The organism is Oecophyllibacter saccharovorans, from assembly GCF_006542375.1.
Classification (GTDB): domain Bacteria; phylum Pseudomonadota; class Alphaproteobacteria; order Acetobacterales; family Acetobacteraceae; genus Oecophyllibacter; species Oecophyllibacter saccharovorans.
Genome location: NZ_CP038143.1, coordinates 1,585,920 through 1,607,664, shown reverse-complemented (window position 1 = coordinate 1,607,664; position 21,745 = coordinate 1,585,920). Strand labels below are relative to the sequence as shown.

The 21,745-nt window shown below is 66.7% G+C and carries 17 protein-coding genes; 6 read left to right on the top strand and 11 right to left on the bottom strand.

Annotated features, from left to right (window positions below):
• Positions 1-171 precede the first annotated feature (171 nt).
• Both E3E11_RS06945 and E3E11_RS06940 read left to right on the top strand, forming a co-directional pair.
• Positions 172-603 (top strand): hypothetical protein, encoded by a 432-nt coding sequence (locus E3E11_RS06945; RefSeq protein ID WP_231118878.1) that lies wholly within the window; start codon positions 172-174, stop codon positions 601-603.
• 211 nt (positions 604-814) lie between these two features.
• Positions 815-2,005, top strand: a complete 1,191-nt coding sequence (locus E3E11_RS06940; protein ID WP_141451756.1) for a tetratricopeptide repeat protein — start codon at positions 815-817, stop codon at positions 2,003-2,005.
• A gap of 6 nt (positions 2,006-2,011) precedes the next feature.
• Here E3E11_RS06940 and gorA read toward each other — a convergent pair whose 3' ends face one another.
• Together gorA and E3E11_RS06930 are read right to left on the bottom strand one after the other, a co-directional pair.
• Positions 2,012-3,496 (bottom strand): glutathione-disulfide reductase, encoded by a 1,485-nt coding sequence (gene gorA / locus E3E11_RS06935; RefSeq protein ID WP_141451755.1) that lies wholly within the window; start codon positions 3,494-3,496, stop codon positions 2,012-2,014.
• 57 nt (positions 3,497-3,553) lie between these two features.
• A complete protein-coding gene (locus E3E11_RS06930; protein ID WP_141451754.1) occupies positions 3,554-4,447 on the bottom strand; it encodes a ferredoxin--NADP reductase in 894 nt (297 codons plus the stop codon).
• A gap of 237 nt (positions 4,448-4,684) precedes the next feature.
• Between E3E11_RS06930 and E3E11_RS06925 the strand changes: the two genes are divergently transcribed.
• On the top strand, positions 4,685-7,183 hold the full coding sequence (locus E3E11_RS06925) for a helicase-related protein (RefSeq protein WP_231119048.1): 2,499 nt from the start codon (positions 4,685-4,687) through the stop codon (positions 7,181-7,183).
• A gap of 98 nt (positions 7,184-7,281) precedes the next feature.
• Here the strand turns inward: E3E11_RS06925 and serS are convergent, their stop codons facing one another.
• From serS to scpB, 4 genes are all read right to left on the bottom strand, one after another.
• Positions 7,282-8,586: a serine--tRNA ligase gene (gene serS, locus E3E11_RS06920; protein ID WP_141451752.1), complete on the bottom strand. Its 1,305-nt coding sequence runs from the start codon at positions 8,584-8,586 to the stop codon at positions 7,282-7,284.
• Between the two features lie 61 nt (positions 8,587-8,647).
• Complete coding sequence (gene tatC, locus E3E11_RS06915; protein WP_141451751.1) at positions 8,648-9,541, bottom strand: twin-arginine translocase subunit TatC; 894 nt, start codon at positions 9,539-9,541, stop codon at positions 8,648-8,650.
• Positions 9,534-10,358: a Sec-independent protein translocase protein TatB gene (tatB, locus tag E3E11_RS08515; protein WP_196778304.1), complete on the bottom strand. Its 825-nt coding sequence runs from the start codon at positions 10,356-10,358 to the stop codon at positions 9,534-9,536. The genes tatC and tatB overlap by 8 nt, the downstream gene beginning before the upstream one ends.
• Positions 10,351-11,103 (bottom strand): SMC-Scp complex subunit ScpB, encoded by a 753-nt coding sequence (gene scpB / locus E3E11_RS06905; RefSeq protein ID WP_141451750.1) that lies wholly within the window; start codon positions 11,101-11,103, stop codon positions 10,351-10,353. The genes tatB and scpB overlap by 8 nt, the downstream gene beginning before the upstream one ends.
• Before the next feature lie 476 nt (positions 11,104-11,579).
• Between scpB and E3E11_RS06900 the strand changes: the two genes are divergently transcribed.
• A complete protein-coding gene (locus E3E11_RS06900; protein WP_141451749.1) occupies positions 11,580-12,776 on the top strand; it encodes a Gfo/Idh/MocA family protein in 1,197 nt (398 codons plus the stop codon).
• Positions 12,777-12,884: 108 nt separating this feature from the next.
• On the opposite strand, the gene E3E11_RS06895 is transcribed toward E3E11_RS06900, so the two are convergent.
• The 4 genes from E3E11_RS06895 to E3E11_RS06880 all read right to left on the bottom strand — a co-directional run bounded on the left by E3E11_RS06895 (position 12,885) and on the right by E3E11_RS06880 (position 18,300).
• The gene (locus E3E11_RS06895; protein WP_231118876.1) at positions 12,885-13,589 is read right to left on the bottom strand and encodes a segregation and condensation protein A; all 705 of its coding nucleotides are present in this window, start codon (positions 13,587-13,589) and stop codon (positions 12,885-12,887) included.
• 77 nt (positions 13,590-13,666) lie between these two features.
• Positions 13,667-15,073: an SPOR domain-containing protein gene (locus E3E11_RS06890; RefSeq protein ID WP_141451747.1), complete on the bottom strand. Its 1,407-nt coding sequence runs from the start codon at positions 15,071-15,073 to the stop codon at positions 13,667-13,669.
• Positions 15,073-16,836, bottom strand: coding sequence for an arginine--tRNA ligase (gene argS, locus E3E11_RS06885; RefSeq protein ID WP_141452207.1), 1,764 nt, complete (start codon positions 16,834-16,836; stop codon positions 15,073-15,075). The genes E3E11_RS06890 and argS overlap by 1 nt, the downstream gene beginning before the upstream one ends.
• A 249-nt stretch (positions 16,837-17,085) precedes the next feature.
• On the bottom strand, positions 17,086-18,300 hold the full coding sequence (locus E3E11_RS06880; protein WP_141452206.1) for a deoxyguanosinetriphosphate triphosphohydrolase: 1,215 nt from the start codon (positions 18,298-18,300) through the stop codon (positions 17,086-17,088).
• Positions 18,301-18,587: 287 nt separating this feature from the next.
• Here E3E11_RS06880 and E3E11_RS06875 point away from each other — a divergent pair, with 287 nt between their 5' ends.
• Both E3E11_RS06875 and xth read left to right on the top strand, forming a co-directional pair.
• Positions 18,588-18,926, top strand: coding sequence for a HesB/IscA family protein (locus tag E3E11_RS06875; protein WP_141451746.1), 339 nt, complete (start codon positions 18,588-18,590; stop codon positions 18,924-18,926).
• Between the two features lie 62 nt (positions 18,927-18,988).
• Positions 18,989-19,765, top strand: coding sequence for an exodeoxyribonuclease III (gene xth / locus E3E11_RS06870; protein ID WP_141451745.1), 777 nt, complete (start codon positions 18,989-18,991; stop codon positions 19,763-19,765).
• 13 nt (positions 19,766-19,778) lie between these two features.
• Here the strand turns inward: xth and aspS are convergent, their stop codons facing one another.
• A complete protein-coding gene (gene aspS, locus E3E11_RS06865; RefSeq protein ID WP_141451744.1) occupies positions 19,779-21,620 on the bottom strand; it encodes an aspartate--tRNA ligase in 1,842 nt (613 codons plus the stop codon).
• Positions 21,621-21,745: the final 125 nt, after the last annotated feature.

The window sequence follows — 21,745 nt, the reverse complement described above, 5'->3', positions numbered from 1 at the left end:
AGAGGCGCGGGAAATGCACAAGCCCCCTTGCGCAAAAGCGCCATGATTACAATACATACAGGGCACAAAGCTTTTTATCGCCGGGCTTTTTATTGCCGCTGCCGATTAACGGTTTATCGGCAGCGGCAGACCCGGTTTCATATTTTCATGCAAGACGCCTCAGGATTCCCCGTGCAGAAACTTCCCTTCATGTTGTCACGCGCCCTTCTGGCCGGCTCCCTGCTCACCGCAGCGGGGGCTGGTTCCGCCTGGGCGCAGTCGGTCCGCTTCTCCAACCCCTACCAGGCAGCGCATGGCGCCTCGGCCTCCTCGCACGGCTCCCAGGCGCCGCTGGGCGCCACGGGCGGTGGCAGCCATGGCGGCGAGCATTTCCATGCCCGCGGCCACCGCAGCCTGCCCCAGGGCTACCAGGAAGCGCCTTCCGTCGAGTTCGAGAACGGGCCTGACCCGGGGCATCTCGCCAAGATGGAACGCGACAAGGTGACGGGCACCAACCTCACCCCCTTCGGCAGCGCCTACCAGAACAGCGACCCCATCGAGCAGGGCCGCCTGGGCGATGCCACGGGCAATGGCTGGGTCGCCCCGCGCGGCAACGGCTGGTAAGCCCGAAAGCTGGCAAGTCCGGGTCTGGCAGGTCCGGGTTCACCCGGCACATAATCACGCGGCTTTCCGCCAGGTTTTCTCCCCCGGGCCCGGGGCGCGAGATCGGCGGAAAGCCTGCCCCGACGCTGCACTGCACTGAATTGAATTAAATACTGACCACTGCAATACGGGCCCTGACACTGCTGGATTGGGAGTGGGCGCGCCCGCATTCATGGCCACTGAAGACCTCTACCGTTCTGACCTCCTGCTGGCCCGCCACTGCCAGCCTGACCACCCGAGCGACTGGATGGGTGGGGGAGAGACAATCTTCGTCACCTTCGGCAGCTACAGCGACCAGCACACGCTGGAGCGGGCGGGTTTCGGGGAGGAATTCTTCCACCGCCACGGGCTGCATGCCATCCATGTGCTCTCGCGCGACAACAGCTGGTATCAGCATGAAGAGATGGAAGCGCTGCTGGAGGCTGTCCGGCAGCGCACCCGCGGCTTTCGCAACGTCTTCACCTATGGCTCGAGCATGGGGGCTTATGCCGCCCTGCGCCATGCGCGTTTCCTGCAGGCGACCGCCATTGCCATGGGGCCGCAATATTCCGTTGATCCCAAGGTCATGCGGCGCGAGAACCGCTGGCAGGAGAGCTTCCACCTCCCCTTCGTGACCGAGCGGCGCCAGCCCATCGCCCAGCCGCGGCGCGCCTATGTCTTTTATGATTCGCGCTGCAGGCTCGAGCTGCTGCACATGCGCCGCATCTGCCGCGACATCACCGTCACCCCTGTAGGCCTGCCTTACGCGGGCCATATCGTTGCCAATCACCTGGCGTCCACCGGCCAGCTCAGCCGCGCGGTGCGCCAGATCGTCGAAGGGCGTTTCGACCCTGCGCGCTGCATCCACGCGGTGTGGAGCGCGCGGGCCCGCAGCAGCTGCTTTTTTGAAACCCGCACCGAGCTGCTCAGCCGCCGCCACCCCCACCGCGCGCTTTCCTGCGCCCGCCAGGCCTTCAGCCTGCACCCCCGAAGTGGGGCGGTGCTGCACACCCTGGCGCGCTGCCTGCTGCGGGTGGGTGATACGCAGAACGCCGTGCGCATGGCCCAAAGGGCGGTGGAACGCGAGCCTGCAGCCCTGCCCTATCGCCGCTTCCTGGCCATGGCTTATCTCAGTGCGGGGGATTTTGAGGCCTGCCGCGCCGAGCTGGAGACCCTGCTTGAAGAAGGCACCAACCTCGCTGCAACCTATCACAGCCTGGCGAAATATCACGCCCGCCAGCACCAGTATGATGCAGCGGTGGATTACGAAAAGCGCGCCCTGGCCCTCAACCCCGCCCGCGCCCTTTACGCCCGCACCCTGCTGCTCCACCGCCTGGCGCGCAAGCTGCACGCCCTGGGGCTGGGTGCGCTGCTGCCGAAATAAGCGGCCTCAGCCCAGGGCTTCCACCGTGCCTTTGGCCACGCGGCGGGTGGGCGTGCGCATGGTCACGAATTCCTCGGCCGTCGTGGGGTGGAGCGCCAGGGTGTGGTCGAGCTGGATCTTGGTCAGCCCGTTGACCACCGCGACGGCCATGATCTGGATGATGTCGGCCGCTTCCGGCCCGATCATGTGCGCGCCCAGGATGACATCGCTTTTCTCATCGACAACCAGCTTCATGAAGGCCTTGCCCGGGCGGTGGGGCATCACCTGGCGCATGGGGGTGAAGCTTGAGGTGTAGATGAGCAGGTCATGGTCCACCGCCGCTTCCTGCTCGCTCAGCCCCACCGTTGCCAGAGGCGAGGCGTAGAAGACGGCGCGCGGCACCTGGTTGAAGTCCCAGTAGCGTCCCTGGGGGGCGTAAAGCCGCTCGGCCAGCAGCTGGCCCTCGGCGATGGCGGTGGGGGTCAGGTTGTATTTGTCTGAAATGTCGCCGATGGCGTAGATGCCCGGCACGTTGGTTTCAAAGGCGCTGTTGACCAGCACCCGCCCCTTCTCGGTGCGCACGCCGGCCTTCTCGAGCCCCAGCCCGGCGATGGCCGGGTGGCGGCCCACGGCCATGATCACCTGGTCGGCTGCAAGCTCGGTGCCGTCATCAAGGGTGAGGCGCAGGCCGTCTGGCGTGCGCTCGAGACTGCGCGGCAGCGTGTGGGGATGGCGGTGGATGCCTGCGAGGTCCATCAGCTCTTCAAGGCGCAGGCGCAGCTCGTCATCGAAATGGCGCAGCACATGGGCGGAACGGTAGGAGATCGCAACGTCCGAGCCGAAGCCGCGGAAGGCGCCCGAGAATTCCACGCCGATATAGCCGCCGCCGATGACCGCCAGGCGGCGCGGCTGGGCCGGGAGGTGGAAGACCTGGTCGGAGGTGATGCACAGCTCGCTGCCGGGGAAATCGATACGCGTGGGCGTCGAGCCCGTGGCCAGCACGATGTGGCGCGCCCTGATGCGCTGGGGCTTGCGCGTGGGGTCCAGCGCGGAGGGGCCGATCTCGATGGTCTGCGCGCCCTGCAGCTGCGCCTCGCCCTCGAACAATATCACCCCGGCCTTCTGCAGCATGGAGACGTAGATGCCGTCGAGTCGGGTGATCTCGGCATCCTTGCCCTTCTGGAAATGGGGCCAGTCGAATTCAGGCAGCGGGACGTTCCAGCCATAGGACGGGCCGTCAGCGATCGCCCGGCCTGTCTCGGCGGCGTAGAACATCAGCTTTTTGGGCACGCAGCCCAGATTGACGCAGGTGCCGCCCCAGTGGCTGCGCTCGACGATGCCCACCCGCGCCCCGAGCTGGGCAGCCACGCGCGCACACCGCACACCGCCTGACCCCGCCCCGATGACGAACAGGTCGAACTCCTGAACGCCTTCCCCGTCCTGGGGGTGGCGGGCAGCAGCGCCCGCTGAGGGAAAGGGGGAGGCTCCAGAAGACTCGGAAGGATGCGACATGGCGGTAACCTCAGCGGTTCAGGGGGGCAGGACAGGCAGAAGAAACAGAACCGGGCGTCAGCGCTCGGCGAAGGCCTTTTCGACCACGTAGGAGCCCTGGTGGTTCATGTTGCCTTCGTCAAAGCCGCGGTCAACCAGCAGCTTTTCAGTGTCGGCCAGCATCTCGGGCGAGCCGCAGATCATGGCGCGGTCAAGGGCCGGGTCCAGCTCGGGCAGGCCCAGGTCGCGGAAGAGCTGCCCGGTTTCGATCAGCTTGGTGATGCGGTCCTGCACCGGGAAGTCCTCGCGCGTCACGGCCGGGTAGTATTTCAGCTTGCTTCTGACCTCCTCGCCCAGGAATTCATGGCGGGGCAGCTCGCTTTCGATGAAGTCGCGGTAAGCGAGCTCGTCACGCTCGCGTACCGTGTGGGTGAGGATGACGTTGTCATAGCGGTCATAGGTCTCGGGGTCCTTGATCAGGCTCATGAAAGGCGCAAGCCCGGTCCCGGTGGAGAAGAAATAGAGGTTGCGGCCCGGCTTGAGGTTGTCGAGCAGCAGGGTGCCCACCGGCTTGCGGCCGATCAGCACCGTGTCGCCCTCCTTGACGTGGCGCAGGCGCGAGGTCAGGGGGCCGTCTTCAACCGCGATGGAGAGGAACTCCATGTATTCATCGTAATTGGCCGAGACGATGGAATAAGCGCGCAGCAGCGGCTTGCCGTCCACCTCAAGGCCGATCATCGTGAACTGGCCGTTTTCAAACCGCAGCCCCGGGTCGCGCGTGGTGGTGAAGCTGAACAGGCGTTTGGTCCAGTGATGCACCTTCTCCACCTTGGCGGGGTAGAGATGGCCGTATTCCTTGCCCGGGGCCTGCAGCCGGTGCTGGCCGGGGTGGCCCTCATGGGGTTCCAGGCCGCTCAGCGTGCCTTCCATCGTGGGGGTGGGGGCTGATTTCTGGGGGAAAACTGTCGTCATAACGGCTGGGAACTCCTCTTGGGCTCAGGGGTAGGCGCAGGGGTAATCTCAGGGATAATTTCAGACTGGGGGCTCACGGTCGGGGCGCAGGCCGGGCCGGATCGGTTTTCCCCTCTCTAGCGCATTGATGCAGCGGCGGGAATGGGCCACTAATGGGGCATGAGTGATCAGAATCCTTCCGAGCCGCCGCTCGACGATGCCGCGCACGCGCCGGCCCCCGCCGCCACGCCCGCCCCCATGCCTCCCATTGCGCCCGAAGCCATCCTGGAAAAGGCCGAGCATGAGTACGGCGACTCCCTCAAAATCACCCCGCGTGAACGCGCGCCGCTGCTCAGCCAGGTGCGCGGGCTCATCGCCTCTGCCGAGCACAATACCGGCAAGCCCCTGCTTGAGCTCACGCGCGCCGAGCTCAAGCAGGCCCTGTGCCAGGTGCGCCGCCGGCACTGGACCGCGCAGCTGAACGCCATCGTTGAAGGCGATATGGAAGTCTGGGTGCGCAAGCCCGACATCCAGCAGGCCGTGGCCCTGGTCACCGACCCCAACATCAATGCCGAGCACCTGCGCGACGTGCTTCAGGGTGTGCTGGAGGAGCGGTGGCGGTCGATGGGCAGCATCCCTGCCCAGGTGCTTGAGGAAGTGCGGACCGAGCTTGCCGACAGCGGTGTCACCCTTTCGGGGGCGCAGCTTGCCAATCTTTCAGCCTCGGTGGCGGAAGCTTTTGGCGTGCACGACCAGAACCTGACCCGCGAGCTGGTCGAAGCTGAAGAGAAGCGCCAGAAAGAGCAGGCCGAGATCCGCGCCCGCGCCGAAGAGCGCCGCGCCCAGGAGCTTGAGCGCCTCAAGCAGTGGGAAGATACGCTCGTTGATTTCGAGGAAGTGCCTGCAATCCTGCGCTGCTCGCGCCGTGACGCGCTGCGCTGGATCGCTGAGAACCGCCTGCCCGTCGCCCGCCGCGTAACCGATGAGGACGGGCGCGAGACCTTCTATTTCGAGCCCTCCGAGCTCAAGAAATGCCGCCAGCTCATCCCCTATTGGCGGCGTGGCGAAAGCGGGCCGCCTGAAGGCGCGCTGGAAAAAGCCCCCCTCCCCACGCTGGAGCCTGCAACACCGCAGGGCAATGAGGCGATCGCGCGCGTGGCGGCCCTGGACAAGTTCGCAGGTCATTTCCGCACCGCGCGCGCGCTCAAGCGGCGCATCACCCTGGTGACGGGACCGACCAATTCCGGCAAGTCCCACACCGCGCTTGAAACGCTGGCCGGCGCTGAAAGCGGCGTGGCCCTGGCCCCGCTGCGCCTGCTGGCCCATGAGTTCCGCGAGTCGCTGGTCAGCCGCGGCGTGCCCACCTCGCTGACCACCGGCGAGGAGCGCATCATCGACCCCACCGCCAAGCATGTGGCGGCCACGGTGGAGATGTGCCCCTTCAACCGCCCCGTTGACGTGGCCATCATTGATGAAGCGCAGATGCTTTCCGACCCCGATCGCGGCGCGGCGTGGACGGCGGCCATCATGGGCGTGCCCGCGCGCCAGATCTTCGTGCTGGGGGCTGCGGACTGCATCCCCCAGGTCAAGCGCATCGCCGAGCTGTGCGGCGACGAGGTCGAGGAGATCCACCTGGAGCGCAAGAGCCCGCTCAAGGCAGGCGGCACGCTGGCGCTCAAGGAGCTCAAGGCCGGCGATGCGCTCATCGCCTTTTCGCGCCGCGAGGTGCTCGACCTGCGCGCCCAGCTCATGGCCCAGGGCCGCAAGGTCGCGGTGATCTACGGCGCGCTGAGCCCTGAGGTGCGGCGGGCGGAAGCTGCGCGCTTCAACAGCGGGGAAGCGGACATCCTGATCGCCACTGACGCGATCGGCATGGGGCTCAACCTGTCGATCAAGCGCGTGGTGTTCAGCGCGCTGCAGAAATTCGATGGGCGCGAGAACCGCAACCTCACCACCCAGGAGATCAAGCAGATCGGCGGGCGCGCGGGCCGTTACGGCAAGCATGAGGAAGGCCTGGTCTGCGTGCTGGAAGGGGCGGGCAGCCCGACCGTAGTGCGGCGCGCGCTTGAAGCCGCGCCCGAGGTGGAGACGGAGCTGCGCCCGCTGGTGCAGCCGGACGCCGATATCGTTGACGCGGTGGCAGGCGAAGTGGGCACGGACAGCCTCTACGGCGTGCTGGCGCGCATCAAGCGCGCGGTGCTGCGGCCTGACGACCCCAATTACCGCCTGGCCGACATGGAACAGGCGATGGAGATCGCAGCCGAGCTGGAAGGCGTTGAGGACCTCGACCTCAACACCCGCTGGACCTACGCCATGTGCCCGGTCAACACGCGTGACAACGGTGTTGCCCGCCTGGTGGAATGGGCCGCCCAGCATGCGCGCGGCCAGCAGGTGCCCCCGCCCGGCACCGGCCGCCTGCCGCCTGCAGCGCAGTCCTCCAATGAAGAGCTGGAGCGGGCTGAAAAGCGTCACCGCCTGCTGGTGACCTGGCGCTGGCTTGCGATGCGCTTTCCCGAGATCTACGCCGATCTAGAAACCGCCGAGCGCAATGCAGCCACCCTTGATGACTGGATCGAGCAGGTATTGCGCACCCAGAGCCGCATGCGCGAGACCACCCGCCGCCAGAGCCGCCATCCCGGCCGGCGCGGCGGCAGGGACACTGGTGGCTCTGGCCCGGGCGGGGACGGCAAGCCGCCCAAGCGCGCCACCCGCCGCACGGCAACCGCGCGCAGCAGCCGCAGGCGCCCCCAGGCGTGAAGCGGCGCTGAGCGCTGAAACAGCAGACCAGTAAAACAGCGAAACAAAAACGGCCCCGGCTTTCACCGGGGCCGTTTTTCATGTCGGGAGAAGGTTTTTCAGCCCGCTTTGGTGATGACTTCCTGCCCGCCCATGTAAGGCCGCAGGGCTTCGGGGATGAGAATGTCCCCGTTTTCCTGCTGGTTGTTCTCCATCACCGCAATCAGTACGCGCCCCACAGCCAGGCCCGAGCCGTTGAGCGTGTGCACGAAAGCAGGCGCCACCTTGGCGGCTTTGTCGCCCTCCCCCTCAGTTTTGGCCGGGCGGTAGCGGGCATTCATGCGGCGGGCCTGGAAATCGCGCGTGTTGGAGCAGGAAGAGACCTCCCGCCACGCCTTCTGCCCGGGCAGCCAGGCCTCCAGGTCATAGGTCTTGGCCGCGCCGAAGCCCGTATCGCCCGCGCAGAGCAGCATGCGGCGGTAAGGGATGCCCAGCTTTTCAAGCACGGTTTCAGCCGCGCGGGTCATGCGCTCGTGCTCGGCCTCGCTGTCTTCGGGCCGGGTGATGGAGACGAGCTCGCATTTGGTGAACTGGTGCTGGCGCAGCATGCCCCGCACGTCGCGCCCTGCAGAGCCGGCCTCGGAGCGGAAGCATTGCGACAGGGTGGTCAGACGCATCGGCAGCGCGGCGTCAGGCAGGATCTCGCCCATCACCGAGGCGGTCAGCGGCACCTCGCCGGTGGGGATCAGCCAGCGGCTGTCTCTGGTTTCGAAAGATTCCGCGGCGAATTTAGGCAGCTTGTCGGTGCCGACCATAGCTGCATTTTTGACCAGCAACGGCACGGTGGTTTCCTGGTAGCCGAATTCGCCGGTGTGCGTATCGAGCATGAACTGGCCCAGCGCGCGCTCGAGCCGCGCCAACGCGCCGCGCAGCATGACGAAGCGCGAGCCTGATAGGCGGGCGGCTGCGGCAAAATCCATCAGCCCCAGCGCCTCCCCCAGCTCGAAATGCTGGCGCGGCTCAAAGGGGAAATCAGGCCGCTCCCCCCACTGGCTGAGCTCGAGATTGTCGTTTTCATCCGCCCCTTCAGGCACGTCAGGGGCGAGCTGGTTGGGCAGCATCAATAAGTCCGCATGTACGCCACCCTGCAGCTGAACGGCCTTATCCTCAAGCATGTCGATCCGCTCGCGCAGGGCGACGGCACGCGCTTCAAGCTCGGCAGAATCCTCGCCCTTGCGCTTGGCCTGGCCGATCTCACGCGCCAGGGTCTTGCGCTCCGCCTGGGCCGCCTGAAGCTCGGCCATCGCTGCACGACCTTCCTCATCGCGCGCCACTAATTGCTCTGCCACAGGCGGCAGGCCGCGGCGTTTGAGGGCGGCGTCAAAGGCGGCGGGATCGGCGCGGAGGGCTTTGAGGTCGTGCATTGAGGGAAAACTCCGTCTGGAAAAGCGGGCCGGTCAGGGGGTCAGGGCAGATAAGGGCAGGTTATTGCGGCGGCGGTTGGGGCTGGGCTTCGGCCTGGTGGGAAAGGCGCTCGGGCGGTTCGGGGGCAGGCTTGGCGGCTCCTGGTTTAGCTTCAGTTTCAGCTTCGGCCTGGGCCTTGTCCTTGAGCCGGCGGCGGTGGGACTGCATGAGGCTGGCGGCCAGGATGGAGATCTCATAAAGCCCTATCAGCGGCACGGCCAGGGTGAGCATGGTGATCGCGTCAGGCGGGGTGATGACCGCAGCGATGGCGAAGGCGGCCACATAGGCGTAGCGCCGCACCTTGCGCAGCTGGGCCGTGCTCACCAGCCCCACGCGCACCAGCAGGGTCAGCACCACCGGCAGTTCGAAGCAGATGCCGAAAGCCAGGATCATCTTGGTGACCAGGTTGAGATATTCCGACACCCGCGCCTGAAGCTCGATGCCCATGCTGTCCTTCCCCCCGCTCTGCTGGAAGGAGAGGAAGAACTCCCAGGCGTAGGGGAACACCACGTAATAGGCGAGCGCGGCCCCCACCAGGAACAGCACCGGAGTTGCGATCAGGAAGGGGGCGAAGGCCTTTTTCTCGTTCTGGTACAGCCCGGGCGCGATAAAGATCCAGGCCTGGATGGCGATCATGGGAAAGGCCAGGAAGCAGGCCCCGAACACGGCCACGCGGATATGGGTGAAAAAGGCCTCGTACAAAGCCGTGTAGATCAGGTGCGGCTGCTCGCCGCGCTGGCGCATGATCGCAGCCAGCGGCTGGGCCAGGAAGCGGTAGATGTCGCCCGAGAAATGGTAGCACAGCACGAAAGCGAGGGCGAAGGTCACCAGGCACCAGATCAGCCGCTTCCGCAGCTCGGTCAGATGCGCCATCAGCGGCATGGGGGTGTCGTTGATGGGATTGCTCTCAGCCATGCGGGGCTTCTTTCAGGGTTGCGGTCTCGGGTTCTGCCGGATGGGAAGCAGGAGGGGTTTCACCGGAATCGTCGAGGGTGCGGGTCTCGCTCATGATAACGACCCGGATGCCGTTATGCAGCGCAACCTCGGGCGGCAGGACGGAAGGGCGCTGCCAGCTGGCGGCCTCGCGCACCAGCCGCCTGGCCGTGCGCGGCGGCAGGATGGCAGGCGCCAGGGCGATGAGCTGCGCTTCCGACACCTCGCCCCCCTCGCCCGGGGCCTGGTCGTGCGGCCGGTTTGAGGCCTGGCCTGTGCCTTCCCCCAATGGCGCCGCCTGCTGGGGGGCGTGAAGCGTGCCTGGGGTGCGGCCGCCCTGAAGGTCCTCCTGCGCGCCCTCCGGGGCACCGGAGAAGGCTGCTGCCGTGGGCGCGACCCTGGGTGAGGACAGCGACGGCGGCGGTGCGGGCGGGGGGGCCGGGGCGCGGGGCAGGCCTTCAGGGAGCGGCTCAGGCTTCGGGGGAACTGAACCCGCGCCCTGGCCGGTGGCTTCCTTGAGGTCCAGTCCGTCGCGCAGGCTGCGGTCGGGGTCGATGATGCGTTCCACCTGGTTGCGCAGGTTGAACTTCTGCAGGTCGCGCAACTGCTGGTGCGTCTCCCCCAGGTCCGCCTGCTGCACCATCTCATCAAGGTGGCGCTGGAATTCCGCCGCCAGGCCGCGCATGGCCCGGATCCCCTTGGAAAGCGCCTTCATGGCGACCGGCAGGTCCTTGGGGCCGATGAAGATCAGGGCCACAACGACCAGGAGCGCCATCTCCGCCCAGCTCAGGTCAAACATCCCTCTCCCCGTCTCCCTTCTTCCCGCTCCGTGCCCCGGTGCGGGTGGCTTGTTTCTCTGCGGCCTCCCCCGGCGCGCCGCCCTCTGACTCCGGCTCCGGCGCTGGCTCCGGCGCTGGCTCCGGATCAGCGGGGCCGGTCGGCTGGGGGTCGAGCATCAGCTCCCCCCTGGCCGGCAGGTCGGCCAGGCGGTTGAGGCCGAACAGGCGCAGAAAGGCAGGCGTGGTGCCCCACTGCACCGGGCGGCCCGGCACTTCCCTGCGCCCGCGCGGGGCCAGCAGGCCTTCCTCCAGCAGGGGCTCAAGCACGCCCTGGCCGAGGCTGACGCCGCGTATGGCCTCGATCTCGGCGCGCGTGCAGGGCTGATGATACGCGACCACGGCCAGGGTTTCCATGGCTGCGCGGCCCAGACGGCGCGGCTTTTCCACCACGCGGGCCAGGGCGGGGCCGTAATCGGGGCGCGTGCGCAGCTGCCAGCCGCCTGCAACCGCCACCACCCCCACCGCATGGCCTGCGTAAAGCCCCTCCAGGGCTGCGATCACCTCTTCAAGCCCTTCGGCCTCGCGCGCAAAGCCGCGCCCGGCCAGGAACTCAGCCAGCGCCTGGCGCGCAACAGGGCCTGCACTGGCAAAGAGCAGGGCTTCAGCCAGCTTGACCGCTTCCGCCCGCACCCCTGGCGCTGTTGGGTGCGCGGGACTGGGGGTTGCGGGGTCTGCTTCAGAGCGGGGCCTTGCTGAAGGCTGCATGCACCGGGGTTCCGTCTTTCTGTGTCTGGCTTGCTGTAAGACTAATAAGAGGCAGGGCTGTTATGTCAGATCGGGGCCCTGCAGGGAATGGACCTGCAGGCAGAACCGGTTTTCAGGCAGATCTGTTAACAGGACCAATGCAGTATTGGTTGTTTCAGGTGATGGGAAAGAAGGGCGCAAATCAAAAACCGGCCCTAGCAAGATGCTGCCCTGCACTGGGTGCAGGGATAAGCCCCTTCATAAGTGAAAAAAAGAGTGGCAGGCTTCCGGCAAGTGACAGATTGCCTGTCATGCGACCTGAAAGAACCTGCTTTGCGCGCCCGGAGACTGTTAAAAACAGTTAATGGGCCAGTTAATGCCAGGGCAGTTTCCTCCCCGGGCGGGGGCAGATACTTTGGGCAGCAGGACAGGCCGGCGCCCTTTCCTCCTTGGGCAAGGTGCCGGATCGGTCGGAACAGTTTTTGAGGGCTTGAAACATGGAACGCAGAGATTTCTTCAAGGTCGCCAGCCTCGGTGCCGCGGCAATGGCCGCAACGCCCGCTATGTCGGCCTTCGCCCAGTCCGGCCGGCCGGCCAACGGCAAGCGCAAGTTCGGCTATGCGGTGCTGGGCCTGGGCAAATACGCAACCGAGGTCATCCTCCCCAATTTCAGCACGGCCGAGAATTCCGAGCTGGTTGCGGTCATCTCGGGCGACAAGGCCAAGGCCGAGTTCTACGCCCGCAAATACAAGCTGGGCCCCAACAGCGCCTATACCTACAAGGACTGGGCTGCCATCGCCCGCAACCCGGCCATTGACGCCGTGTATGTCATCACCCCCAATGCCACCCACCGCCACTTCACCGAGGCTGCGTTTGCCGCAGGCAAGCACGTGATGTGCGAAAAGCCGATGGCCACCACCGTGGAAGACTGCGACGCCATGGCCGCTGCCGCCAAGAAGGCCGGCAAGCAGCTGATGATCGGCTACCGCGTGCATTTCGACCCCATGACGCGCGACGTCATCGCCCAGCTCAAGGCGGGCCAGGTCGGCAAGCTGCAGCTCATCCAGACCGCCAACCTGGAAAACCAGCTGCCCGACCGCGACCTGCCCTACCTGAAATGGCGCCTGAACCGCGCCATGGCCGGTTCCGGCTCGCTGGGAGATCTCGGCATCTACGGCATCAATGCCAGCCGCTACCTCTCCAACCAGGACCCCATCGCCGTGCGCGCCCATGAGATCATGCATGTCAATGACGTGGACGGCGCGATGAGCTGGACGCTGTATTACGCCAATGGCGCGGTGGCCGAGGGCGCTTCCTCCTTCGGCAGCGCGGGCTGCAACCGCTTTGCGGTCATCGGCGACAAGAACTATGTCGAGATCCAGCCGGGCAGCTCCTACTACAACAACCAGGCCCGCCTGTTCAGCAACGGCCACGGCAACGACCACATCTTCCAGCAGCCCTACTTCCAGAAGTTCACCGCCACCCAGTGGGGCCACCAGCTGGACGCCCTGCCCGCCTCCATCGCCTCGGGCAAGCCTTCTGCCGCCACCTGGCAGGAAGGCCGGCGCGACGTGCAGATCATCAGCGCCATCGTCCGCAGCGCGGGCAATAACGGCGAGCTGGTGGACGTGCATGAGGGCGCGGACTGGGCCCAGCAGGTCTACGGGCCCGACGGTCTGTGGAGCGCATTGTAAGCTTCCGGCAGCTTACTTACGCAACGACGGTTTTCCGGCCTGGCCGGGATAAAGGGGAGAGCTTTCGGGCTCTCCCTTTTTTGTGGGCGCTTTGACCGTTCGGCCACTTCAGTCGGGCGTGGGGGCCGGGCGCCAGGCGATGGGGGCGAATTCCGCGGGCTGGCGCAGCTCGAGCGTGCCGCTTTTGGCAAGCTCGAGCCCGGCCACCAGCAAAGCCGCCTGGGCGGCGCGGGCCTGCAGGGGAGCCGACGACGGTGCTTGCGAAGACGCAGGGATCAGCTCCGGCAGGAGGGCGAGCAGGTTGTGCCATCCGCCGCCGGCGCCGCCCTGCAGGGCGCGCGCGCCCAGCAGGCGCATCAGGGTGGTGCGGGCCTGCTGCACGGTCCAGTAACGCACGGGCGGCGGGCGGTAGTGCCGCTGGCGTGCTGAACGGCGGCGGGCGGTGAGATAGGCGCTCACCAGCCGGGTGACATCGCCTTCAAGCGGGCCGGCTGTGCGGACCGTATGATCCTCGGTCTCTGCGCGCGCGAACACGTCGCGCCCAAGCCGGGGCCGTGCCTGGAGCCAGGCGGTTGCGGCCTGCACGCGGGCAAGCTCAGCCAGGCGGGCCTGGAGCTGGTCTGAGGCTTCCTCAAGCTCGGCGTCAGCGTCGCTTTCGGGCTGGGGCAGCAGGAGGCGTGACTTGAGCCAGGTCAGCCAGGCGGCCATGACCAGCCAGTCTGCAGCCAGTTCAAGCTGCAGGTGGCGGGCCTGGGCGATGAAGTCCAGATATTGCTGGGCGAGCTGCAGCAGCGAGAGCGACTGCAGGTCCACCTTCTGGGTGCGCGCCAGCTCCAGCAGGAGGTCAAGCGGGCCCTCGAAGCCTTCCAGCCGGAGCTGAAGCTGCGCGGTCAGAAAGCGGCTGGCGCACAGTTGACGGAAGCCGCATGCAGCTTGGCGCAGAACAGGCGCGCTGCCTTCATGTCAGCAAAACCGCCCACCCGCAGCCGCACGTAGCTGCGCCCGTTGCGCGTGACCTGCGAGTAAAGCGGGGTGTGGCCGCCCAGAAGGTCAGGCGCCTTGCCCTTGCTGGCTTCCCACGCCTTGCGCGCCAGGGCCGGGCTGTCAAGCGCGCCCAGCTGCACGGCGTAATGCCCGCTGCCAGCCGGAGCGGCACTGGCGCTGGGGGCGTCTGCGCTGGCAGGGGTCTTGGCGGCAGGCTTGCTGGCCGGTGTGGTTGAGGGCGGCGGCAGGGTGGCGGCGTCCGTTTTGTCAGCTTTGTCGGCTTTGGCGGCGGCCTCCTGGGCGGCCTTGCGGGCGGCAGCGCGTTTCTCGGCAGCGGCTTCCTGCGCTGCCTTGCGGGCGGCGGCGCGTTTCTGGGCCGCTTCCTCCTGCGCCTGGCGGGCAGCCTGGCGCTGTTCCTCGGCCTGGCGGGCACGCTCGCGCGCTTCGGCCTCTGCCCCCTCATGCTCTGCCTGGTCGGGCGCAGAGGCAGGCTGGGTTTCAGCGGCCGCTTTCTCAGGCGCCTGCGTGGTTGCGGGCGCAGGCTGGGCTGGCAGCGTCTCGGGCTGAGCTGGGGGGGTTGTGGCAGCAGGCGTGTCGCTTGCCGGTGTGATCGGGGGGGGCTGGGGCTGCTGGCGGGCGGCGGCCTCGCGGGCCAGGGCCTGGGCGTCCGGCTGCTCGGGCAGCGGGGCCAGGTGCAAGGCCCCCTTGCCCGTCACGTCGCTCTGGGCGGTGTCATCACGCATGACCTGCAGGCCGCCCGGGTCAGCGGGGCGATCCTTAAGCGCCATCATCGGCGGGCCGATCACCGGCACGCCTTCATGATGGCTGCCGAACAATGCCCAGCCCCCCACTGTGGCGCCCAGCAGCACGACGATGATCGCCGCACCGCCCACCAGCTTGCGGGTGCCTGGGTCCTGGCCCAGCATCGAGCCGAGCACCCCGCCCGACCCGCCGCCCCCGCGGCCGTTGCGCGGGGGGCGGCCGTTCAGCCGCTCACGCGCGCGCTGGCCGGTGGCATTGAAATCCTGGTCCTGGTAGCCGGGCTCGACATAACCGGGCTCCCCGTAACCCTGGGGCCCCTCCTGCTGGTAGTCCTGCCGGGCGCTTTGGGGGCCGCGCTGGCCCGGGGCCAGGCGCTGGGGGCCATCGGCATAGAGCCTGCCCTGCTGCGGCGCGGCCGGGCCGGGGCCGGGCGGCGGATTCTGGGGTTGCCCCCCAGGCGCGCCGCCGGCGTAGCGGCCGGCCGGGTTGATGCGGTTGCCGCGGTGGTCGCGCGCGCGGGGATCGGGGGGGATGTTGTCAGAGCCGTTCATCAACGCATTTCCTCTACCGGTTCAACACCGAGAATATCGAGCCCGGCCCGCAGCGTGGCAGCCGTTGCCGCCACGAGAGCCAGGCGCGCCTTGCTGGCCTGGGGCGCGTCCTCCTGGATGAAGCGCAGGGCCGCCTCTTCCCGCCCGCGGTTCCACAGCGCGTGAAAGTCTGCCGCCAGGTCGATGCAGTAGGTCGCGATGCGGTGGGGCTCGCGCGCCTGGGCTGCGGCCTCCACCTGGCGGGGGAAGGCAGCGATGCGGCGCAGCACTGCCAGCTCTTCAGGCGCGGTGAGGTCAGAGAGGTCCGCGCCGGCCAGCGCGCTGTCGCTCACCTGGTCCGCACCGTATTTCTCAGCGCCATGCCGCAGGACCGAGCGGCAGCGGGCATGGGCGTAATTGACATAGAAAACCGGGTTGTCACGCGTCTGCGCCACCACGGCGTCGAGGTCGAAATCCATCTGCGCATCGGCCTTGCGGGTCAGCATGGTAAAGCGCACCGCGTCACGCCCGACCTCGTCAAGCAGGTCGCGCAGGGTCACGAACGTGCCGGCCCGCTTGGACATGCGCACGGGCTGGCCGTTCTTCATGATCCGCACGATCTGGCAGACCAGCACGTCGAACTCGGTATGGTTCTGCGTCAGCGCGGCGACGGCAGCCTTCATGCGCGAAACATAGCCGCCGTGATCAGCGCCCAGAACGTCGATCAGCATGTCCGCCCCGCGGGCCTTGCGGGCGTGATAGCCGACATCATTGGCAAAATAGGTGTTGCTGCCGTCTGACTTGCGCAGAGCGCGGTCGGTGTCATCGCCGAAATCGGTGGAACGGAACAGAGTCTGCGGCCGGGCCTCCCAGTCATCGGGCAGCTTGCCCTTGGGCGGCTCCAGCACGCCTTCGTAAAGCAGCCCTGCCCCTTCCAGCGCGCTGATGGCGCGGTCCACGTCGCCGCTTGCCAGTACTTCGGCCTCGCTGGAGAACACTTCATGGGTGATGCCCAGGGCCGCCAGGTCTTCGCGGATAGCAGCCATCATGTGTGCGAGCGTGAGCGCGCGCACCTTGTCAAACCAGAGCTCGACCGGGGCCACGCTGCCGCTCTCTGGCGCCAGGCTGGCGCCGTATTTCTCTGCCAGCGCCTGGCCCACGGGGATGAGATAATCGCCCTGGTACTGCAGACCTGAAGGGGCGAGCTGTGCAAAGGTTTCAGCCTCTACCGGGCGGCCGATGGCCTGCAGGTAGCGCCAATAGGCAGCCCAGGCCAGGGCAGTGACCTGGTTGCCCGCATCATTGACGTAATATTCCCGCGTGACTTCATATCCCGCCTTTTCCAGCAGGTTGGCCAGCGCGTCGCCCACCACCGCCCCGCGGCAATGGCCGACATGCAGCGGGCCTGTGGGATTGGCCGAGACGTATTCGATGTTGACCCGCTTGCCGGCCCCCAGCCCTGAGCGCCCGAAGGCCTGCGGGCCCTGCTGCAGCACAATGCGGCCGACCTCCTGCAGCACCTGGGGGCGCAAGGTGAGGTTGACGAAGCCCGGCCCCGCAACTTCGGCCTTTTCCACCTGCGGCAGCTCAGCCAGCCTGCCCACCAGGGCGGCGGCGATTTCGGCGGGTTTGCGGCGCAGGGGCTTGGCGGCCAGCAGGGCGGCGTTGGTTGCCATGTCGCCATGGGCGGGGTCGCGAGTCGGGGTGACTTCGATGCGCGCCAGGGTCTCGGCAGGCAGGTCCGGGAAAAGTTCTGCCATGATCGCTGCCACCTGCGCGCGCATCCCGCTGAAGAGACACGCGCCCGCCCCGCTTGCGGCCTGGGAAGGGCCTTGGGAAACGGCTTTGGCGGTCGGGGGGCTGGATGCCATGGCGGGGGATATCTCCTGCGAAAACGCCCGGCCTCAAGAAAAACCGGGAAAAGCGGCGAAAAAACGGCCCCTGCAGCCGGAAAAACCGCCCTGGAGGCCTGAGAGCTCTTTTATTATTGAATTACGGGGAAAAACAACCGTCCTGCCCCCACTCCCGGTTCTCTAGCCCAGCACGGAGAGATCGGTCAGGCGGCGGTGCTCCTCCATCGCAAAGCGGTCGCTCATGCCGGCGATGTAATCGGCCGTGACGCGCTTTTCCCCTGCCGCGTCGCCCTTGGCGCGGCACAGCAGGGCGCGCTCGCGCCAGGGCGGGGGCAGCAGGCCGGGCTCCTGAGCCAGAATGTCAAAGATCTCACCCACGGCCCGGCGCGCCTTGCTGGTCATGCGGCTGACGCGCCAGTGGCGGTAGAGCCTGCCGTAGAGAAACTTGCGGATCTCCTTGTTGCGCGCGGCCATCTCCGGGCTAAAGGCCACCACCCCGTGCCCTGCGCGCCTGACGTCATCAGCGCTTTTGGGGGCCAGTGCTTCAAGGTTGCGGCGGGTCTGGGCGGTGAGATCGCTTGCCAGGGCATTGATGACGCGGCGCACCGTCTCATGGCGGACGCGCTGCTCACGGTCCAGCGGGGTGAAGCGCGACCAGTCGAGCGCGCGGGCTTCCTCCAGGCACTGGCGCAGCAGCGGCACCTCGGAGATGTCATCAAGCTGCAGCAGGCCGGCGCGCAGGCCGTCATCAAGGTCATGGCCGTGATAGGCGATGTCGTCGCAGATGGCGGCAAGCTGGGCTTCGACCGAGGCATGGGTTTCGAGCTGCAGGGGGTAACGGGCATCGAAACTGGCCAGCCAGGGCCTGGGGCGGCGCACGGGGCCGTGATGCTTGGCCAGGCCCTCGAGGGTTTCCCAGGTCAGGTTCAGCCCGTCAAAGCCCTGGTAGCGCGCCTCGATCTCGGTCACCTGGCGCAGGGACTGGATGTTGTGGTCAAAGCCGCCCAGCCCGGCCATGGCCTCCTGCAGCGCATCCTCGCCTGCATGGCCGAAAGGGGTGTGGCCCAGGTCATGGGCCAGGGAGATCACCTCGGCCAGGTCCTCGTTCACGCCCAGGCTGCGGGCGATGGAGCGGGCGATCTGCGCCACCTCCAGCGAATGGGTCAGGCGCGTGCGGAAGAAATCGCCCTCATGGTTGAGGAAGACCTGGGTCTTGTACTGCAGGCTGCGGAACCCGGCCGAATGCAGCACCCGGTCGCGGTCGCGTTGCCAGGGCGTGCGGGCGCTGGTCTTGGGCTCCTCAGCAAACTGCCTGCCGCGCGCGCCTTCCGCCTGGACCGCATAAGGCGCAAGCTGGCCCGGACCTAGGGCCTGGGCGGTGTGGGGGGTGGCCATGGTAGGGGGCGCGTTCGTCATGGGAAGAAGGCCTGCCAGAATAAGTGCCGGGGTAAATTAATACTCCCAGCCCTACAGGGCCCAGGGCCTTGCGGGCAAGCGGTTGGGCAAGCTGCAGGTCACTTTCATCCTTTATACGCGTCAGGCGCGCCTGAAAGGCCGGTGGAGGGCGGCGGGGTTTTTCTCTATACTCACCTCTACTCACCTCTCCACGTCTTTTCCGACACGTCTTTGACCGGCGTCCTCTTCAGAGCTTTATCCTTCCACAAATCCTGCAAAAGAACGTCATGGCTTCCTATTTCCGCATCTCCCCCGCCGCTGCCGCGCGCATCGTTGAAATCTCCTCTGCCCGCCCCGAGCCCGAACGCACGGCGCTGCGCGTTTCGGTCGAGGCGGGCGGCTGCAACGGCTTTCAGTATCTCTTCAAGCTCGACACGGAGCAGGCAGGCGATGACCGGCTGATCGAAGCCCACGGCGCGCGCGTGGTGATCGATCCTGCCAGCCTGGAGCTGCTGGACGGCGCTGAGCTGGACTTCGAGGACAAGCTGATGGGCGCGCATTTCACGATCAACAACCCCAATGCCGCCTCCTCCTGCGGCTGCGGCACCAGCTTCTCGCTGGCCTGAGCGCCCTTCTCTCTTTCGCTCAACTTTCGCCCAAGAAAATTCCGTTTCAAGAAAGCCCGCGCATGGCCCTGACCTTTGCCACCTGGAACATCAACTCCATCCGCGTGCGCAGCGGCCTGGTCAAGGGCTGGCTGGACCGCAACCCTGACTGTACCCTGCTTGGCCTCCAAGAGGTCAAATGCGAGGACGGGCAGTTTCCTGAAATTTTCGCCCAGGCCGGGCTGCATACGGCCCTGGTGGGGCAGAAGGGCTATAACGGCGTGGCCTTCATCAGCCGCCGGCCGCTTGAGATCACGTGCCGCGCTTTGCCCGGCTTCGAGGACCCGGCAGCGCGCTATATCGAGGCCGAGCTTGAGGGCATCCGCTTCGGCAATCTCTACCTGCCCAACGGCAATTCAGGCGGCGAGGCCGGCTACGCCACCAAGCTGGCCTTTTTCGCCGCCCTGCGCCGGCGCGCGCTGGCGTTCCTGCAGGCAGGGCAGCCTTTCGTCTTCATGGGGGATTTCAATGTCTGCCCCACCGATGCTGACTGCGCGCCCAACGCGTTGGAGGCCTATGACGCGCTGAAACGCCCACAGACGCGCGAAGCCTTCCGCCGCCTGCTGTGGGTGGGGCTGACCGATGCCTGGCGCGCGCTGCATCCTGACGGGCGGGCCTACACGTTCTGGGACTACCAGGGCGCGTCCTTCGCGCGTGACAGCGGGTTGCGAATCGACCTCGTCCTGCTCTCGCCCCAGCTTGCCGACCGGCTGGTGAGTGTCCATATCGACCGCGACGAGCGCGCGCTGGAGCGGCCTTCCGACCACGTGCCGGTTTCAGCCACCCTCAACTGGCCCTGAAGCCCGGCCCGGCTCAGGGCGCGGCAGGTTTCCCTTCCGCCCCGGCCCCTGCCTCAGCTTTTTTGGCGCCCGGCTTGGGCTTGGGCAGGTCCAGCTTGAGCGAGAGCTCCTTGAGGCGCTGGGGCTCAACAGAAGCGGGCGCTTCCATCATCAGGTCCTCGCCGCCCTGGTTGAGCGGAAAGAGGATGACCTCGCGGATGTTGGGCTCATCGGCAAGCAGCATCACGATCCGGTCCACGCCCGGTGCGGCCCCGCCGTGGGGCGGGGCGCCGTAGCGGAAGGCGTTGAGCATGCCGCCGAAGCGCTCTTCCACCACTTCGGGCCCGTAACCCGCGATCTCAAAGGCGCGCAGCATCACCTCGGGCAGGTGGTTGCGGATGGCGCCCGAAGACAGCTCAACCCCGTTGCACACGATGTCATACTGAAAGGCCTTGATGCTCAACGGGTCCTGGGTGTTGAGCGCCTCCAGCCCGCCCTGGGGCATGGAGAAGGGATTGTGGGAGAAGTCGATCTGCCCCGTCTCCTCATTGCGCTCATACATCGGGAAATCCACCACCCAGCAGAAGCGGAAGGCGTTCTTCTCAATCAGGTCCAGCTCGGTGGCGATCTTGGTGCGCACCTGGCCTGAGAACTTCGCCACCTCGTCGCCCTTGCCGGCAGCGAAGAAGACCGCATCGCCCGGCTTGAGGCCGCAGATCTCGCGGATCTGCGCCACCCGCTCGGGCTCGAGATTCTTGGCGATCGGGCCCTTGGCCTCGCCGTTTTCATCAAAGCTGATATAGCCCAGCCCGCCGGCCCCCTGCTCGCGCGCCCAGGCGTTGAGCCTGTCGAAAAACGCGCGCGGCCTGGAAGCAGCACCCGGGGCTGCAACGGCGCGGATCTCGCCGCCATCTGCCGCGATGCGCGCAAACAGGCCGAAGCCTGAGCCTGCAAAGGCGTCTGTCACGTTGCGGATGATCAGCGGGTTGCGCAGGTCAGGCTTGTCGCTGCCGTAATCGCGCATGGCGTCGGCGTAAGGAATGCGGGGAAAAGCGCCTTCAGTGATGGCCCAGCCTTCAGGCGTGAATTCCTCAAACAGGCCTGACAGCACCGGCTCCAGCACGCCGAACACGTCTTCCTGCGTGGCGAACGACATCTCGAAATCGAGCTGGTAGAACTCGCCCGGGCTGCGGTCAGCGCGCGAGGCTTCATCGCGGAAGCAGGGGGCGATCTGGAAATAGCGGTCCATCCCTGCGACCATGGCCAGCTGCTTGAACTGCTGGGGCGCCTGGGGCAGGGCGTAGAACTTGCCGGGATGCAGGCGCGAAGGCACCAGGAAGTCGCGCGCGCCTTCAGGCGAGGAGGCGGTCAGGATGGGGGTCTGGAACTCGGTGAAGCCCTGCGCGTTCATGCGGCGGCGCATGCTGGCGATGACCTCGCTGCGCAACTTGAGGTTGCGCTGCATCTTCTCGCGCCGCAGGTCGAGATAACGGTATTTCAGCCGCAGGTCCTCAGGATAGTTCTCCTGGCCTGCAACCTGGAAGGGCAGAACAGCAGCGTTTGACTGCACCTCGATGTCACTGGCGCGCAGCTCCACCTCGCCGGTCGGCAGGTTGGGGTTGACCTGCCCGCCCTCGCGCAGGACCACCTCGCCCGTGACCGTGATGACGCTTTCAACGCGCAGGTGCTCGGCTTTCTCCAGCAGGTCGCCGCCTGCAGGCACCACGACCTGGGTCATGCCGTAATGGTCGCGCAGGTCGATGAACAGCAGCCCGCCATGGTCGCGCTTACTGTGCACCCAGCCTGACAGCCGAACGGTCTTGCCCGCGTCGGACGCACGCAGGTCGTTGCAGGTATGGGTGCGGTACTGGTGCATGAAAGGGCCTCGTGCGTCTTGGGACAGTAAAAAGGGGACAATCAGAAGGGGCAGAAAGGGTCAACAAAAAGGGTCAACAAAAATAAAACGTGGCTTCTATAACAGGCTCTTGCCCCTGCCGGGAG